Below are 16,545 nucleotides of genomic sequence, written 5' to 3'. Positions count from 1 at the left end.
TTCGGTCTTGCGTTTCCGACTCTATCAGATCTTTTTCCGATCCGATTTCCTCGGTGCTTTCCAGGTTCCCGCTTTCGCGTTTCCCTTTCCGGCGGCTCCGACTTTATCAGAGATTCTGAGTCGGAATTCCCGCCCCCTCCGGGGACTGGTTCCGGCGCACGAGGTGCCCGGGTTCCCGATCAGGCGGAGCCGTAAACGTACTGGAGCGGGGCGCCCCGATGCAAATCGAGGCGCCCCGCTCCTGGTTCACGCGGTGGTGGGTCCGACGGACCGTCAGACCTCCACCACCACAGGCAGGATCATCGGCCTGCGCCGATAGGTGTCCGACACCCACTTGCCCAGGGTCCGGCGCACCAGCTGCTGCAGTTGGTGCGGCTCGACCACACCGTCCTGTGCCGATCGCTCCAGCGACTCCGTGATCCGCGGGATGACGTCCCCGAAGGCGGAGTCCTCGATGCCGGAGCCGCGGGCCTGGATGTGCGGGCCGCCCGTGATCTTGCCGGTGGAGGAGTCGATCACCACGAAGACCGAGATGATGCCCTCGTCCCCGAGGATCTTGCGGTCCTTCAGGGCCGGCTCGCCCACGTCGCCGACCGAGAGGCCGTCGACGTAGACGTACCCGGCCTGGACCTTGCCGGAGATCTTCGCCTTGCCTTCGACGAGGTCGACGGCCACGCCGTCCTCGGCGATGACGATCCGGTCGTGCGGGACGCCGGTCAGGGCGCCCAGCTCGGCGTTGGCGCGCAGGTGCCGCCATTCGCCGTGCACCGGCATCAGGTTCTTCGGGCGGCAGATGTTGTAGAAGTACAGCAGCTCGCCCGCGGACGCGTGGCCCGAGACGTGGACCTTGGCGTTGCCCTTGTGGACCACGTTCGCGCCCCACCGGGTCAGGCCGTTGATGACGCGGTAGACCGCGTTCTCGTTGCCGGGGATGAGCGACGACGCCAGGATCACCGTGTCGCCCTCGACGATGCGGATCTGGTGGTCGCGGTTGGCCATGCGGGACAGGGCGGCCATCGGTTCGCCCTGGGAACCCGTGCAGACCAGCACGACCTCGCTGTCCGGGAGGTCGTCCAGCGTCTTGACGTCCACGACCAGGCCCGGCGGGACCTTCAGGTAGCCGAGGTCTCGCGCGATGCCCATGTTGCGGACCATCGAGCGGCCGACGAAGGCGACCCTGCGGCCGTACTCGTGGGCGGCGTCCAGGATCTGCTGGATGCGGTGGACGTGGCTGGCGAAGCTCGCCACGATGACGCGCTTGCGGGCTCCCGCGAAGACCTGGCGCAGGACGTTGGAGATGTCGCGCTCGTGCGGGGTGAAGCCCGGGACCTCCGCGTTCGTGGAGTCGGAGAGGAGGAGGTCGATGCCTTCCTCGCTCAGCCGTGCGAACGCGTGCAGGTCGGTCAGACGGTTGTCCAGCGGGAGCTGGTCCATCTTGAAGTCGCCGGTGTGGACCACCATGCCGGCGGGCGTGCGGATCGCGACGGCCAGCGCGTCCGGGATGGAGTGGTTGACCGCGACGAACTCGCAGTCGAAGGGGCCGATGCGCTCGCGGTTCCCCTCCGCCACCTCAAGGGTGTACGGGCGGATGCGGTGCTCCTGGAGCTTGGCCTCGATGAGGGCGAGGGTCAGCTTGGAGCCGATCAGCGGGATGTCCGGCTTCTCGCGGAGGAGGAAGGGGACGCCGCCGATGTGGTCCTCGTGGCCGTGGGTGAGGACGATGCCCTCGATGTCGTCGAGGCGGTCTCTGACGGACGAGAAGTCCGGCAGGATCAGGTCGATTCCGGGCTGCTCCTCCTCGGGGAAGAGCACTCCGCAGTCGACGATCAGCAGACGGCCGCCGTACTCGAAGACCGTCATGTTTCGGCCGATCTCGCCGAGGCCGCCGAGCGGGGTGACCCGTAGGCCGCCTTCGGGGAGCGGCGGGGGCGGGCCGAGTTCAGGATGCGGATGACTCAAAAGACTCTCCTCACCACGCGCGCCACGTACCGGTCGGGCACGTGGCGCGCGTGACGTTCGTGCAGAAGCAGTTGTCGTTGTGGGGTGCAGGCACCGGTGGCCTGCTTATTCAGTTGTGAAGTCTGGTGCGCGCCCTGGCGCGCGAAGTCTGGTGCTAGAGCTGTACCCCGCCTGAGGCAAGATCGATCTTGAGCTGCTCGATCTCCTCCGGCGAACACTCGACCATGGGCGCGCGCAGCGGTCCGGCGGGCAGGCCCTGGAGGGCGAGCGCGGCCTTCGTCGTCATGACGCCCTGCGTGCGGAACATGCCCGTGTAGACCGGGAGCAGCTTCTGGTGGATCTCGGTGGCCTTCTGTACGTCTCCGGAGACGTACGCGTCGACGAGCGCGCGCAGGTCGGGGGTGACGACGTGGCCGACGACCGAGACGAAGCCGACCGCGCCCACCGAGAGCAGGGGCAGGTTCAGCATGTCGTCGCCGGAGTACCAGGCGAGGCCGGAGCGGGCGATGGCCCAGCTGGCGCGGCCGAGGTCGCCCTTGGCGTCCTTGTTGGCGACGATGCGCGGGTGCTCGGCGAGGCGGACGATCGTCTCGGTGTTGATCGGGACGCCGCTGCGGCCGGGGATGTCGTAGAGCATGACCGGCAGCTCGGTGGCGTCGGCGATGGCCTTGAAGTGCCGGTACAGGCCCTCCTGCGGGGGCTTGTTGTAGTACGGCGTGACGACCAGCAGGCCGTGCGCGCCCACCTGCTCCGCCGCGCGGGCGAGCTCGAGGCTGTGGTGGGTGTCGTTGGTGCCGACGCCGGCCACGACGTGGGCACGGTCGCCGACCGCTTCCAGTACGGCTCGTACGAGGTCCGATTTCTCCGCATCGCTGGTCGTGGGCGACTCGCCGGTGGTCCCGTTGATGATCAGGCCGTCGTTGCCTGCGTCCACCAGGTGCGTGGCGAGCCGCTGCGCGCCGTCGAGGTCGAGTGCGCCGTCCGCCGTGAAGGGCGTGATCATGGCGGTGAGGACCCGCCCGAAGGGGGTCTGCGGAGTGGAGGTCGGAGCCATGGGTTACACGCTACTCGTTGCGCACGGCCGGGTCTGCCCTCGGGGGGTGCGGAAAAGTCAGGACAAAGATGGAGCCCGGCACTGCCTGCTCGGGGGTTCAAGCAGTGCCGGGTCCGTTTGATCAGGCTAGATGAACTTCTCTAAATGCCGCAATACGGACACTTCATGAGGCTGACGCATGCCCCCGAGCCGGGGTGCGGTTACGGCGCCACCCGGCCGTTCGCATTGAACGCGGCGTACGTCAGCGGCATGAGCTTGGCCCACTCCGCCTCCATCTTCTCGCCGACCATCTCGATCTCGCGCTGCGGGAAGGACGGCACCTTGGCCAGCTCGTGCTGGGTGCGCAGGCCGAGGAAGTGCATCAGGGAGCGCGCGTTGCACGTGGCGTACATCGAGGAGAACAGACCGACCGGGAGGACCGCGCGGGCGACCTCGCGGGCGACGCCGGCGGCGAGCATCTCCTGGTAGGCCTCGTACGACTGCCGGTACGAGTCCTCCATGACGCGGCCGACCAGCTCCTGCTGGGCCTGGGTGCCCTCCACGAAGACGTACTTGCCCGGGCGGCCCTCCTGGACGAGCTTGCGTGACTCGTCGGGGACGTAGAAGACCGGCTGGAGCTCCCGGTAGCGGCCGCTTTCCTCGTTGTACGACCAGCCCACGCGGTGCCGCATGAACTCGCGGAAGACGAAGATCGGGGCGCTGATGAAGAAGGTCATCGAGTTGTGCTCGAAGGGGCTGCCGTGCCGGTCCCGCATCAGGTAGTTGATCAGGCCCTTGGAGCGCTCGGGGTCCTTCTGCAGCTCCTCCAGGGACTGCTCGCCGGCGGTGGAGACGCGGGCGGCCCACAGCACGTCGGAGTCGGCCGCGCTGTGCTTGACCAGCTCGACGGTGACGTCGCTGCGGAAGCTGGGCTTGAGGTCGTCGGCGGGGGTGTCGGTCACGGCTCGGAGGGTCCTTCCATCACTTCTCTCGGGCGGCGCCCACTCTACGGCCCGGCACTGACAACGGGGCGTTCGGTGCCGGGCCGCGACATCTTCGGCCAACTTCGACGAACTTCTGCGAATTCGGGGAAACCTGGCACCTTTTGGGGCACTCGCTCGTCTGAGTTGGTGACAGAGATTCGTTCGATCCCAAGGAGAAGGACCCCCGATGTTCCGTCGGCGCGAGCCCGTCCCGTTCGCCTTCCTCGCCGAAGCCGACAAGTTCCGCAGCAATGTCACTCCCCCGCCCCGTGAGCGGGCCTCCGTCGGTCAGATAGCCGGGCGCTGGCTGCTGGGGCTCACCATCGTCGCCGGGCTCGTGGGCTCGCTGGTTCTCGGCATGCCGGCGCTGTCCACCGATATCGCGACGCCGAACCAGCAGTCGCAGGCCTCCCAGGGGCGCTGACTCCATCCGGCCCCCTCAGGGTGGTGAGTGGGGACACAGGTCGATAACCTCACCGGGCACAGCCCACGCATGGATCGAGTGAGGACCAGCCGTGCCCCTGCCCTTCCTGACGGCCGACCGCACCTTCGAGGCACCCGACGACGTCGCGCTGCCCTTCGAGGACCAGGACCGCTGGCGGCGCCCCTACCGTCCCGGTCCCTGGCGGGTGGGCGTGGCGGCCCTGTGGCTGTTGCTCGCCTCGTACGTGCTGTTTGCCGCGGTCATCATCGCCCTGACCGGCACGGTGACCGAGGCGGCTGTCGTCTTCGCCGTCGCGCTGCTCATCATCGCCGGCGCCCTGCGGCTGCTGCGCATGGGCGTGTGGGTGAGCCCGCGCGGGCTGCGCCAGGTGGGCTTCTTCGTGACGCGTACGGCGCCCTGGGAGCAGATCGTCGCCGTGCGGACGGTGCAGCAGCCGGTGCGCTGGCTGGGGTTGCCGCGGACGGTGCAGGGCCAGGCGCTGATGCTCGTACGGCGGGGTCGTGCGGCCGATGACATGCCGACGCTGATGACCACGCACAACGCGGACTTCCTGGGGCGGGTCGCAGCGTTCGACAGGGCCGCCGACGCCGTCGAGACGTGGGCCGCGGAGAGCAATCGCGGCTGAGCCCGGCACAGATGAGCCCGCCACAGATGACAGGCGTACGCCGAAGGGGCCGGCCCGCAGCGGGTGCGGGCCGGCCCCTTCGGCGTACGCCTGAGCAGTCGTCGTCCGGCTGAGTCGTCGTGTGGCTCAGGCCTCGACGGTCTTGCCGTCATGCAGGGCGATGGCGCGCTGCATCGCCTTGCGGGCGCGCGGGGTGTCGCGGGCGTCGTGGTAGGCGATGGCGAGGCGGAACCAGCTGCGCCAGTCGTCGGGGGCCGCTTCCGTCTCGGCCTTGCGCCTGGCGAAGACCTCGTCGGCCGAGTCGCGGTCGATACGGCCGCCGGGGGTCCGCTTCAACTCGTCGACGGGCAGGCCGCCCTCGGCGTCGAGTTCGGCGGCGAGGGCGTTGGCCCTGCGGACGAACTGGGTGTTCTTCCACAGGAACCACAGGCCGATGACCGGCAGGATCAGCACCGCCACGCCGAAGGTGACGGTGAGGACCGTGCCGGACTGGATGAGCATCACGCCACGGCTGCCGACCAGGACGAAGTAGACGACCAGGACGGCGGCCGTTATGGCGTAGGAGATCTTCGCGCGCATGTTCTCAGGGCCTCGTGTCAGCCCAGGTCCAGGAAGTGTTCCAGGCCGAAGGTCAGGCCCGGGGTGGTCACCACGCGGCGGGCGCCGAGCAGGATGCCCGGCATGAAGCTGCTGTGGTGGAGCGAGTCGTGGCGGATGGTGAGGGTCTCGCCCTCGCCGCCGAACAGGACCTCCTGATGGGCCAGCAGGCCGCGCAGGCGGACCGCGTGGACCGGTACGCCGTCGACGTTCGCGCCGCGCGCGCCGTCCAGGGCGGTGGTCGTGGCGTCCGGCGCCGGGGCCGTACCGGCGGCGCGGCGGGCCTCGGCGATGAGCTGGGCGGTGCGGGTGGCGGTGCCGGACGGGGCGTCGACCTTCTTCGGGTGGTGCAGCTCGACCACCTCGACCGACTCGAAGTAGGGCGCCGCGATCTGCGCGAACTTCATCGTCAGGACGGCCCCGATGGAGAAGTTGGGCGCGATGAGCACGCCCGTCTCGGGGGACCCGTCCAGCCAGCCCTTCAGCTGCGCGAGGCGCTCGTCGGTCCAGCCCGTCGTGCCGACGACCGCGTGGATGCCGTGGTTCACGCAGTAGTCGAGGTTGGCCATCACCGAGTCCGGCGTGGTCAGTTCGACGGCGACCTGAGCCCCCGTCTCCGCCAGGGTCTCCAGCTTGTCGCCCCGGCTCAGGGCGGCGACCAGCTCCATGTCCTCGGCGGCCTCGACCGCCCGTACCGCCTCGGAGCCGATACGGCCCTTGGCACCGAGGACCGCCACGCGCAGCTTGCTCATCTTCTTGCTTCCTTAACCGGAGGGATGGGGACCGGAGGGGACGGGGCGAACCCGGCGGGGACGGGCGAACCCGGCGAACTCAGGCGACGGCGTCCTGCAGCCGGGACGCCTGCTTGTCCTTCAGCGGGCCGATGACCGACAGCGAGGGCCGCTGCCCCAGGATCTCGCGGGCGACCGAGCGGACGTCGTCCGGGGTCACCGACGCTATCCGGGCCAGCATGTCGTCGACGGACATCTGCTCGCCCCAGCACAGCTCGCTCTTGCCGATGCGGTTCATGAGCGCGCCGGTGTCCTCCAGGCCGAGGACCGTGGAGCCCTTGAGCTGGCCGATGGCGCGGTCGATCTCGTCGTCGGGCAGGCCGTGCTCGGCGACGTGGTCGAGCTCGTCGCGGCAGATCTTCAGCACGTCGTGGACCTGCGAGGGCCTGCAGCCCGCGTACACGCCGAACAGGCCGCAGTCGGCGAAGCCCGAGGTGTACGAGTAGACGCTGTAGGCCAGGCCGCGCTTCTCGCGGACCTCCTGGAAGAGGCGGGACGACATGCCCCCGCCGAGAGCGGTGTTCAGCACGCCCAGTGCCCAGCGGCGGTCGTCCGTGCGGGACAGGCCGGGCATGCCGAGGACGACATGGGCCTGCTCGGTCTTGCGGCCGATCAGCTCGACGCGGCCCGCGGTGCGGATGCTGCGCCGGCCTGCGCGCGGGGCGATGGGGGCGGCGTCGCCGTTCCTGAAGGCGCCCGCCTTCTCGAACGCGGCGCGGACCTGTCGTACGACCTTGTTGTGGTCGATGTTGCCGGCGCACGCGACCACGAGGTGGGTCGGGTCGTAGTGCTTCTTGTAGAAGCGGCGGATGCGGTCGGCGGTGAGGGCGTTGACCGTGTCGACCGTGCCGAGGACCGGGCGGCCGAGGGGGTTGTCGCCGAACATCGTGTGCGCGAACAGGTCGTGCACGCAGTCGCCCGGGTCGTCCTCGGTCATGGCGATCTCTTCGAGGATGGCGCCGCGCTCGACGTTGACGTCCTCTTCGAGGATCAGGGAGCCCGTGAGCATGTCGCAGACCACGTCGATCGCGAGCGGCAGGTCGGCGTCGAGCACGCGCGCGTAGTAGCACGTGTACTCCTTCGCCGTGAAGGCGTTCATCTCGCCGCCGACGGCGTCGATGGCGGAGGAGATGTCCAGGGCGGACCTGCGGGTGGTGCCCTTGAAGAGCAGGTGCTCCAGGTAGTGCGTGGCGCCGTTCAGGGCCGGCGTCTCGTCGCGGGAGCCGACGTGCGCCCAGATGCCGAAGGTCGCGGAGCGGACCGAGGGCAGGGTCTCGGTGACGATGCGCAGGCCACCGGGGAGGGTGGTCTTGCGGACGGTGCCGATGCCGTTGGTGCCCTTGATGAGGGTTTGGGTACGGGCGACGGCCCGCGCCTCCGAGGAGGTGCGGGCCGTCGCCGTGGAGCTACTCGACGTCACTTGTCGGTGTCGTCCTTCTTGTCTTCGGAGGCCTCTTCCTCGCCCTCGATCACGGGGACGAGCGAGAGCTTGCCGCGGGAGTCGATCTCGGCGATCTCGACCTGGACCTTCTGGCCCACGCCGAGCACGTCCTCGACGTTCTCCACGCGCTTGCCGCCGGCCAGCTTGCGGATCTGCGAGATGTGCAGCAGACCGTCCTTGCCGGGGAGGAGGGAGACGAAGGCGCCGAACGTCGTCGTCTTCACGACCGTACCGAGGTAGCGCTCGCCGACCTCCGGCATCGTCGGGTTCGCGATGCCGTTGATCGTCGTACGGGCAGCCTCGGCGGACGGGCCGTCGGCGGCGCCGATGTAGATGGTGCCGTCGTCCTCGATCGTGATCTCGGCGCCCGTGTCCTCCTGGATCTGGTTGATCATCTTGCCCTTGGGGCCGATGACCTCACCGATCTTGTCGACCGGGATCTTCACGGTGATGATCCGCGGAGCGTTCGGGGACATCTCGTCCGGCGTGTCGATCGCTTCCATCATCACGTCGAGGATGTGGAGGCGGGCGTCACGGGCCTGCTTCAGGGCGGCGGCCAGGACCGAGGCCGGGATGCCGTCCAGCTTGGTGTCGAGCTGGAGCGCGGTCACGAACTCCTTGGTACCCGCCACCTTGAAGTCCATGTCACCGAAAGCGTCCTCCGCACCGAGGATGTCGGTGAGGGTGACGTAGTGCGTCTCGCCCTCGATCTCCTGGGAGATCAGGCCCATGGCGATACCGGCGACGGGGGCCTTCAGCGGCACACCGGCGTTCAGCAGCGACATGGTGGAGGCGCAGACCGAGCCCATGGACGTCGAGCCGTTGGAGCCGAGGGCCTCGGACACCTGACGGATCGCGTAGGGGAACTCCTCGCGGGTCGGCAGGACCGGGATCAGGGCGCGCTCGGCGAGGGCGCCGTGGCCGATCTCGCGGCGCTTCGGGGAGCCGACGCGGCCGGTCTCACCGGTGGAGTACGGCGGGAAGTTGTAGTTGTGCATGTAGCGCTTGCGGGTCACCGGCGAGAGGGTGTCCAGCTGCTGCTCCATGCGGAGCATGTTGAGGGTGGTGACGCCCAGGATCTGGGTCTCGCCACGCTCGAACAGCGCGCTGCCGTGCACCCGCGGGATGGCCTCGACCTCGGCGGCCAGCGTGCGGATGTCGGTGACACCGCGGCCGTCGATGCGCTTCTTCTCCTTGATGACGCGCTCACGGACCAGCTGCTTGGTCAGCGAGCGGTACGCGGCGGAGATCTCCTTCTCGCGGCCCTCGAACTCCGGCAGGAGCTTCTCGGCGGCGAGCGCCTTGACGCGGTCCAGCTCGGCCTCGCGCTCCTGCTTGCCGGCGATGGTGAGCGCCTGGGCGAGCTCGGGCTTGACGGCGGCGGTCAGGGCCTCGAAGACGTCGTCCTGGTAGTCCAGGAAGATCGGGAACTCGCCGGTCGGCTTGGCGGCCTTCGCGGCGAGGTCGGCCTGGGCCTTGCAGAGGACCTTGATGAAGGGCTTCGCGGCCTCCAGACCGGCGGCGACGACCTCCTCGGTGGGGGCCTCGGCGCCACCGGCGACCAGCTTGATGGTCTCCTCGGTGGCCTCGGCCTCGACCATCATGATCGCGACGTCGCCGTCCTCCAGGGTGCGGCCCGCGACGACCATGTCGAAGACGGCGTCCTCGAGCTCGGTGTGCGTCGGGAAGGCCACCCACTGGCCGCGGATCAGCGCGACGCGTACGCCGCCGATCGGGCCGGAGAAGGGCAGACCGGCCAGCTGCGTGGACGCGGACGCGGCGTTGATCGCCACGACGTCGTACAGGTGGTCGGGGTTGAGCGCCATGATCGTGGCGACGACCTGGATCTCGTTGCGCAGGCCCTTCTTGAAGGACGGGCGCAGCGGGCGGTCGATGAGGCGGCAGGTGAGGATGGCGTCCTCGGACGGCCGGCCCTCACGACGGAAGAAGCTGCCGGGGATCTTGCCGGCGGCGTACATCCGCTCCTCGACGTCCACCGTCAGCGGGAAGAAGTCGAGCTGGTCCTTGGGCTGCTTGGAGGCGGTGGTGGCCGACAGCACCATGGTGTCGTCGTCCAGGTAGGCCACGGCGGAACCGGCGGCCTGCTTGGCCAGGCGGCCCGTCTCGAAGCGGATGGTGCGGGTGCCGAAGGAGCCGTTGTCGATGACGGCCTCGGCGTAGTGGGTCTCGTTCTCCACTAGCGTTTTCTCCGTTACTTTTCGTCTTTTGTCCCGGTCCGCCCGTGTGGCGGAGGGACGTGGTCGGAGAAGCGCTCCATCTGGTGCGGGCCGGTCTTCGATCGAAGCACCCGGGGTTCGCATCGCCCGGGGGCCACTACCGAGGACCGGCGGCGGCGAGGTGCACTTCTCCTCGTACTGCGTTGTGCTACCACACTACAAAGCGGGTGTGATACTCCGCACGTTTCCGTATGTACGGCAAAGGGAGCGGCTCCCGATCCTTCCGGGAACCGCTCCCCTCACGGCGTCTTACTTGGCGCCCGCCGCACCGCGGCGGATGCCGAGGCGGTCGACCAGCGCACGGAAGCGCTGGATGTCCTTCTTCGCCAGGTACTGCAGCAGGCGACGGCGCTGACCGACCAGGATCAGCAGACCACGACGGGAGTGGTGGTCGTGCTTGTGGGTCTTGAGGTGCTCGGTCAGGTCGGAGATCCGACGCGACAGCAGAGCGACCTGGACCTCGGGGGAGCCGGTGTCACCCTCCTTGGTACCGAACTCGGACATGATCTGCTTCTTCGTAGCGGCGTCGAGCGACACGCGTACTCCTCGTGGGTCTTCTTCTTGCCACCGAGTGCCCCTGGTCTGCTTCTCAGGGGAGCTTCCGTGACTCGGGAGGCGGGGATCCGCTGGGCGCAGCCCCCAGGTGGACCGGGGACGCGTACACAAACGGCCGTTACACAGCGTACCAGCCCACGAGCACGGTCCTGACCGGCGGCCGGGGCCGGTCAGACCCCGCCGCGGACCTTGCCGTAGACGTCGAGGACGGCCAGGCAGATCGGGACCAGGGAGAGCAGCACCAGCGAGTCGGCGAGGTCCAGCATGCGGCCCCAGAACGGGGAGAGCCCCTTCTGCGGCACGATCAGGGCGATCGCGATGAGCAGCAGCACGCCGACGCCGACGGAGGCGCCGAGCCACAGGGTCCGCACGTTGACCGGGCCGGAGTTGTTCTGGAGCAGCTCCATGATGATGTCGGCCGGCGGCGAGATCGCGAGGCCGAGGACCAGCAGGGCGAGCGTGACGACACCGGCCACGAACAGGCAGGTGACCTGCGCGGTGTAGCGGAACAGGCGGGCCCGCAGCATCGCGGCGAGACCGGTGCACAGGGCGAGCAGCTGGGCCCAGCCGTTGTCGCTGAAGCCGAGCACCGCGCCGCCCGCGCCGATGATGACGGCGGCGCAGCCGCCGACCATGCCGAGCAGCAGTTCGTGGCCGCGGCTGGTCTGGGCGACGATGCGCTGGACGTCGACGGCCTCCAGGTCGCCCTCGATGCCCTCGCGGCGGGCCCTGGCCAGGTCCTCCGGGTTGCGGAAGCCGATCGGCAGCTTGGCGAAGCGGGCCGACCAGCCGGGCAGGAAGCCGACGACCGCCAGGGCGACGACCGCGGTGCCGGCGGCGATCTCCCGCGGCTCCGCCTCGGTGAGCACACCGCAGAACACGGCGAGCGTGCCGATCGCGGCGGCGAGCGCGGCGGCCACGAACGGGGCGTCGCCCTGCGGCAGCAGCATGATCAGTACGACGGAGAAGAGCAGTACGGCGACGCAGCCGACGAGGAACTGGATCCGGCCGGGGCCTTCACCGGCGTCCTGGGGGATGGCGCCGGAGCCGGCGATGAGCGCGTGCGGCAGCGCCGAGATGCCGAGCGCGACGGCGGAGCCGCGGTCGTCGTACACCCGGGCCCGGACGCCGGCGAGTGCCGTCAGGGCGAGCGCGGTCACGCCGGCGAGGATGCCCTGGAGGCCGTGCATGTCGTGCCGGATCGGGTCCGCGAACCAGAAGACGAAGCCGAGCATGACCAGCAGCAGCGATCCCGCGACGAGACCGGCGATCCGCATCAGGTTGTCGTTCCAGCTGCGGGTGTCCTGCTTGACCGCGGCGGCGATCGCGTCCACCACGTCGTCGTGCACGGCCGGCGGCAGTGAGTCGGCGAAGGTGCGCAGCAGCAGCACCTCACCGTCCCTGACCCGGTGCTCGAGCAACGAGCGGCTGGCGTCGAGCACCTGACCCTCGCGGGTCACGAGGTGGTAGCCCGAGGGACTGGTGTCCGACTGGACCAGTCCCGAGAGCCTCACGATCTCCGGAAAGAGGTCCTGGATCGGCAAGTCCTCGGGCAGCGCGACGTCGACACGGCTGTCCGGTGCTGCGATGGTGATTCGGCAGAAACCTGTCGAAGTCCCCGTGCTCACCTGGTGTTCCCCCTGCTAGACAAGGCTTCCTCGCGCCGCTCGTACGACGCGGAGCGCCACCATATCCGTTGCCGCACGGGCCGCAGGCGCTACCTCCCCCATTCCTCCCAGGACCTGCTCCGCATCTCCATGCTCCTGCCTCCCTCGGGCACTGTGAGCATCAGTAGGATCGACCACTGCGCGAACGACGCCTACGCGAACGAGAACACGTCGCGGTACAAACGGGGGCGTCGGTGCCAGGACGTATCAATCGCGAAGGATGAGTGCATCGGTGAGCGTCGTCATCATCAAACGACCACCGCGGATAGTGCCGCCGGCCGTCCCGGACGGCGAGGTGAAACTGGAGACGCCGCCCGAGATTCCTCGCGAGGGCGAAGAGAGCATGTTGATGAACCTGCTGCCCATGATGGGCATGCTGGGTTCGGTCGGCTTCTTCTTCATGCCGGGTCTCCCCTCGTACATGCGGCTGGTCGGCGGGCTGATGCTGGCCTCCACGCTGGCCATGGCCATCGCCCAGTTCGCCAAGTCCCGGCAGCAGGGCGGCGGAGCGGGCATGGCCCAGGACCGGCGCGACTACTTCCGGTACCTCGAGCAGGTCCGCAAGGACGTGCACAAGACCGCTGAACTGCAGCGGCAGAGCCAGCTGTTCCAGCACCCCGACCCGGAGCAGCTGTGGGCGGTGGCGGCCGACGGCAAGCGGCTGTGGGAGCGGCGCCCGACCGACGGGGACTTCGCCTCCGTACGGATCGGTCGTGGCGTCCAGCAGCTCAACACCCCGCTCGTCGCGCCGGAGACGGCTCCCAAGGAGGAGCTGGAGCCGCTGACGGCGGCCGCCATGAAGGCCTTCCTCGACGCGCACGGCAGTCTGTCCGACCTGCCCGTGTCCGTCTCGCTGCGCGCCTTCTACCACGTGACGATCTGCGGAGAGACCGACACGGTCTACGGCAACGCCCGCGCGGCGCTGGGCCAGCTGGCGACGCTGCACTCGCCCGAGGACCTGATGATCGCCGTGGTGGCACACCCCTCCGCGGCGGCGGACTGGGACTGGATCAAGTGGCTGCCGCACAGCCAGCACCCGAAGGCCAAGGACGGAGCGGGTTCGGCCCGGCTTCTCTTCGACGACCTCGGCGAGTTGGAGGAGGCCCTGGCGGACCAGCTGGACGACCGTCCGCGCTGGAACCGTGAGGCGACCCCGGTCTACGACCAGCCGCACCTGATCGTGGTGCTCGACGGCGGCACCGTGCCGCCGGACGCCGAACTCGCCAGCGCCGAAGGCCTCCAGGGCGTCACCTTCCTGGAGATCGCCCCCGGCGAACTGGAGGAGGAGCTGCGCGCGGGTCTGACGATCTACGCGAAGCCGGACCGGATGCGGCTGTTCGTCGGCCACGAGTCCGCGTACACCGGCAAGCCGGACGTGCTGAACCCGGCGCAGGCCGAGTCGCTGGCCCGGCAGCTCGCGCCCTTCCGGGTCGGCTCCGCGGAGGAGGGCGAACCCCTCCTGTCCAACCTGGACTTCACCGACCTCATGGGCATCGGCGACGCGGGAACGGTCGACGTCTCCCGCACCTGGCGTCCGCGCACGCTGCACGAGCGGCTGCGGGTGCCGATCGGTGTCGGCGAGAACGGCGAGCCGGTCATGCTGGACCTCAAGGAGGCCTCGCAGGAGGGCATGGGCCCGCACGGCCTGTGCGTCGGCGCCACCGGTTCCGGTAAGTCCGAGGTGCTGCGCACCCTGGTGCTCGGTCTCGCGGTGACCCACTCCTCGGAAACGCTGAACTTCATCCTCGCGGACTTCAAGGGTGGTGCGACCTTCGCCGGTATGGCGGACATGCCGCACACCGCGGCCGTGATCACCAACCTCGCCGACGACCTCACCCTCGTCGACCGTATGCGCGACTCGATCATGGGTGAGACGCAGCGCCGTCAGGAGCTGCTGCGCTCGGCGGGCAACTACGCCAACCTGCACGACTACGAGAAGGCCCGGGCGGCGGGCGCCGCGCTGGAGCCGATGGCCTCGCTGGTGATCGTGCTCGACGAGTTCTCCGAACTCCTCACGGCCAAGCCGGACTTCATCGACATGTTCATCCAGATCGGCCGTATCGGCCGATCGCTGGGCATCCACCTGCTCCTGGCGTCGCAGCGTCTGGAGGAGGGCAAGCTACGCGGTCTGGACACCTACCTGTCGTACCGGATCGGTCTGCGGACGTTCTCCGCCGCCGAGTCCCGTACGGCGATCGGTGTCCCGGACGCCTACCACCTGCCGTCGATCCCCGGATCCGGCTATCTGCGCTACGACACCGACACCATGGTCCGCTTCAAGGCGGCGTACGTGTCGGGGCCGTACCACGGCGAGGGCCCGTCCCGAGTGCACCGCTCGACGCAGCTGCGGCCCGCGCTGTTCTCCGCCGAGCACGTGGAGCTGCCCCCGCAGCCGGTGATCGAGGAGCCGGAGCCCGACAACCGCGTCGACGACGCGCTCGCCGACACCGTCCTGGACGTCCTGGTCAGCCGGATGGTCAACCAGGGTCCGCCCGCTCACCAGGTGTGGCTGCCCCCGCTGGAGGAGGCGCCGTCGCTGGAGCAGCTGCTCCCCCAGCTGGCCGTCACCCAGGACCGCGGTCTGACCGCGCCCGACTACACGGCGCTCGGCCGGCTCAACGTGCCGGTCGGCCTGGTGGACAAGCCGTTCGAGCAGCGGCGTGACGTGCTGTACCGGGACTTCTCCGGCGGTGCGGGTCACGGTCTGTTCGTCGGTGGTCCGCAGTCCGGCAAGTCGACGCTGCTGCGCTCGCTCATCTCGTCGTTCGCGCTCACCCACACCCCGTCCGAAGTGCAGTTCTACTGTCTGGACTTCGGCGGTGGCGGTCTGATCTCGATGGAGGAGCTCGCCCACGTCGGCGGGGTCGCCAACCGTCTCGACGCCGAGAAGGTGCGCCGTACGGTCAGCGAGGTCGAGGGCATCCTCAACGCGCGCGAGGAGTACTTCCGCGCCAACAACGTCGACTCGATCCAGACCTACCGTCAGCGCCGCAACGCGGGGCAGCTGCCGGACCAGCCCTGGGGCGACGTCTTCCTCGTCATCGACGGCTGGGCGACCTTCAAGACGGACTACGAGCTGCTCGAGTCCACCGTCACGGAGATCGCGACACGCGGTCTCGGCTTCGGTGTGCACGTGATCCTGACGGCGAGCCGCTACACCGAAGTGCGGCCCGCGCTCAAGGACATGCTGCAGAACCGCATCGAGCTCAGGCTCGGTGACCCGACCGAGTCGGAGATCGACCGCAAGGTCGCGCAGAACGTGCCGGCCACCGTGCCGGGCCGTGGTCTGACCCAGGAGAAGCTGCACTTCATGGCGGCGCTGCCGCGGGTCGACGGCTCCTCGGAGACGGAGGACCTGTCCGAGGCGACGTCGATCCTCATCCGCGGTATCAACGACAACTGGCAGGGCGCCCACGCTCCGGCCGTCCGGCTGCTGCCCACGATGCTGGAGGCGGGCCGGCTGCCCAAGGGCTTCGAGCACCCGGACCGCGGTGTCGCCATCGGTATCGACGAGTCGTCGCTGTCGCCGGTCTTCGTCGACTTCGAGACGGACCCGCTGTTCATCGTGTTCGGTGAGAGCGAGTCCGGTAAGTCCGCGCTGCTGCGGCTGCTCGTCAAGCAGATCACCGAGCGCTACACGCCGGACCAGGCGAAGATCGTCATGGGCGACTACCGCCGCGCCCACCTGGAGGGGGTGCCCGACTCGCACCTGTCGCGCTACTGCGCGTCGGCGCCCGCCCTGACGGAGACGCTGGAGGGCCTGGCCGGTTCGATGAACCGCCGGATGCCCGGCCCGGACGTCACGCCCGAGCAGCTGCGCAACCGCAGCTGGTACAGCAGCCCCGACGCGTTCGTCATCGTCGACGACTACGACCTGGTGGCGACGGGCGGGAACCCGCTGTCCCCGCTCCTGGAGTACCTGCCGTTCGCCCGTGACATCGGTCTGCGCATCATCATCGCGCGTGCCTCGGGCGGTGCGAGCCGCTCGCTGTACGAGCCGGTGATGCAGCGCATGCGCGAGCTCGGCGCCCAGGGCGTCGTGCTTTCCGGCGACCGGACGGAGGGCGCGCTGCTCGGCAACATCACGGCGACGCAACTGCCGCCCGGCCGTGGCTACTTCCACACGCGGCGCCGCGGTGGGCAGCTCATTCAGACGGGGTGGCTGCCGCCCCGGTTCTGAGGATCGGTCGCGCTGCAGCCGGAGGGGCGGTA

General features: G+C 69.3%; 12 protein-coding genes. 3 read left to right on the top strand and 9 right to left on the bottom strand.

Annotated elements, in window-relative coordinates:
- Positions 1 to 273: 273 nt before the first annotated feature.
- The 3 genes from ACZ7L6_RS40095 to thyX form a co-directional block, all read right to left on the bottom strand.
- Positions 274 to 1,959, bottom strand: coding sequence for a ribonuclease J (locus tag ACZ7L6_RS40095; protein ID WP_471932882.1), 1,686 nt, complete (start codon positions 1,957 to 1,959; stop codon positions 274 to 276).
- 154 nt (positions 1,960 to 2,113) lie between these two features.
- The gene (gene dapA, locus ACZ7L6_RS40090; RefSeq protein WP_471932880.1) at positions 2,114 to 3,013 is read right to left on the bottom strand and encodes a 4-hydroxy-tetrahydrodipicolinate synthase; all 900 of its coding nucleotides are present in this window, start codon (positions 3,011 to 3,013) and stop codon (positions 2,114 to 2,116) included.
- Between the two features lie 200 nt (positions 3,014 to 3,213).
- Complete coding sequence (gene thyX, locus ACZ7L6_RS40085) at positions 3,214 to 3,954, bottom strand: FAD-dependent thymidylate synthase (protein WP_471932878.1); 741 nt, start codon at positions 3,952 to 3,954, stop codon at positions 3,214 to 3,216.
- Positions 3,955 to 4,162: 208 nt separating this feature from the next.
- Here thyX and ACZ7L6_RS40080 point away from each other — a divergent pair, with 208 nt between their 5' ends.
- Positions 4,163 to 4,399 carry a hypothetical protein gene (locus tag ACZ7L6_RS40080; RefSeq protein ID WP_471932876.1) on the top strand — a complete coding sequence of 79 codons (237 nt, stop codon included), beginning with the start codon at positions 4,163 to 4,165 and terminating at the stop codon, positions 4,397 to 4,399.
- A 91-nt stretch (positions 4,400 to 4,490) separates the two neighbouring features.
- Entirely contained in the window at positions 4,491 to 5,045 is a 555-nt protein-coding gene (locus tag ACZ7L6_RS40075) for a hypothetical protein (RefSeq protein WP_471932874.1), read from the top strand.
- A gap of 126 nt (positions 5,046 to 5,171) precedes the next feature.
- Here the strand turns inward: ACZ7L6_RS40075 and ACZ7L6_RS40070 are convergent, their stop codons facing one another.
- The 6 genes from ACZ7L6_RS40070 to eccD all read right to left on the bottom strand — a co-directional run bounded on the left by ACZ7L6_RS40070 (position 5,172) and on the right by eccD (position 12,294).
- Positions 5,172 to 5,624, bottom strand: coding sequence for a tetratricopeptide repeat protein (locus ACZ7L6_RS40070; protein ID WP_471932872.1), 453 nt, complete (start codon positions 5,622 to 5,624; stop codon positions 5,172 to 5,174).
- Between the two features lie 17 nt (positions 5,625 to 5,641).
- Positions 5,642 to 6,394: a 4-hydroxy-tetrahydrodipicolinate reductase gene (gene dapB, locus ACZ7L6_RS40065; RefSeq protein ID WP_471932870.1), complete on the bottom strand. Its 753-nt coding sequence runs from the start codon at positions 6,392 to 6,394 to the stop codon at positions 5,642 to 5,644.
- A gap of 79 nt (positions 6,395 to 6,473) precedes the next feature.
- Entirely contained in the window at positions 6,474 to 7,853 is a 1,380-nt protein-coding gene (locus ACZ7L6_RS40060; RefSeq protein ID WP_471932868.1) for a M16 family metallopeptidase, read from the bottom strand.
- Positions 7,850 to 10,072: a polyribonucleotide nucleotidyltransferase gene (locus ACZ7L6_RS40055; protein ID WP_471932866.1), complete on the bottom strand. Its 2,223-nt coding sequence runs from the start codon at positions 10,070 to 10,072 to the stop codon at positions 7,850 to 7,852. Before ACZ7L6_RS40055 ends, ACZ7L6_RS40060 begins: the two co-directional genes overlap by 4 nt.
- A gap of 288 nt (positions 10,073 to 10,360) precedes the next feature.
- Positions 10,361 to 10,648: a 30S ribosomal protein S15 gene (gene rpsO, locus ACZ7L6_RS40050; RefSeq protein ID WP_010042739.1), complete on the bottom strand. Its 288-nt coding sequence runs from the start codon at positions 10,646 to 10,648 to the stop codon at positions 10,361 to 10,363.
- Between the two features lie 188 nt (positions 10,649 to 10,836).
- On the bottom strand, positions 10,837 to 12,294 hold the full coding sequence (eccD, locus tag ACZ7L6_RS40045; RefSeq protein WP_471932864.1) for a type VII secretion integral membrane protein EccD: 1,458 nt from the start codon (positions 12,292 to 12,294) through the stop codon (positions 10,837 to 10,839).
- Between the two features lie 271 nt (positions 12,295 to 12,565).
- On the opposite strand from eccD, the gene eccCa reads away from it, so the two are divergent.
- Positions 12,566 to 16,513: a type VII secretion protein EccCa gene (gene eccCa, locus ACZ7L6_RS40040; RefSeq protein WP_471932862.1), complete on the top strand. Its 3,948-nt coding sequence runs from the start codon at positions 12,566 to 12,568 to the stop codon at positions 16,511 to 16,513.
- Positions 16,514 to 16,545: the final 32 nt, after the last annotated feature.

The organism is Streptomyces sp. NPDC107522, from assembly GCF_055657525.1.
The sequence above is the reverse complement of the archived record's forward strand: the minus strand, read 5'-3'. Positions and strand labels throughout refer to the sequence as shown.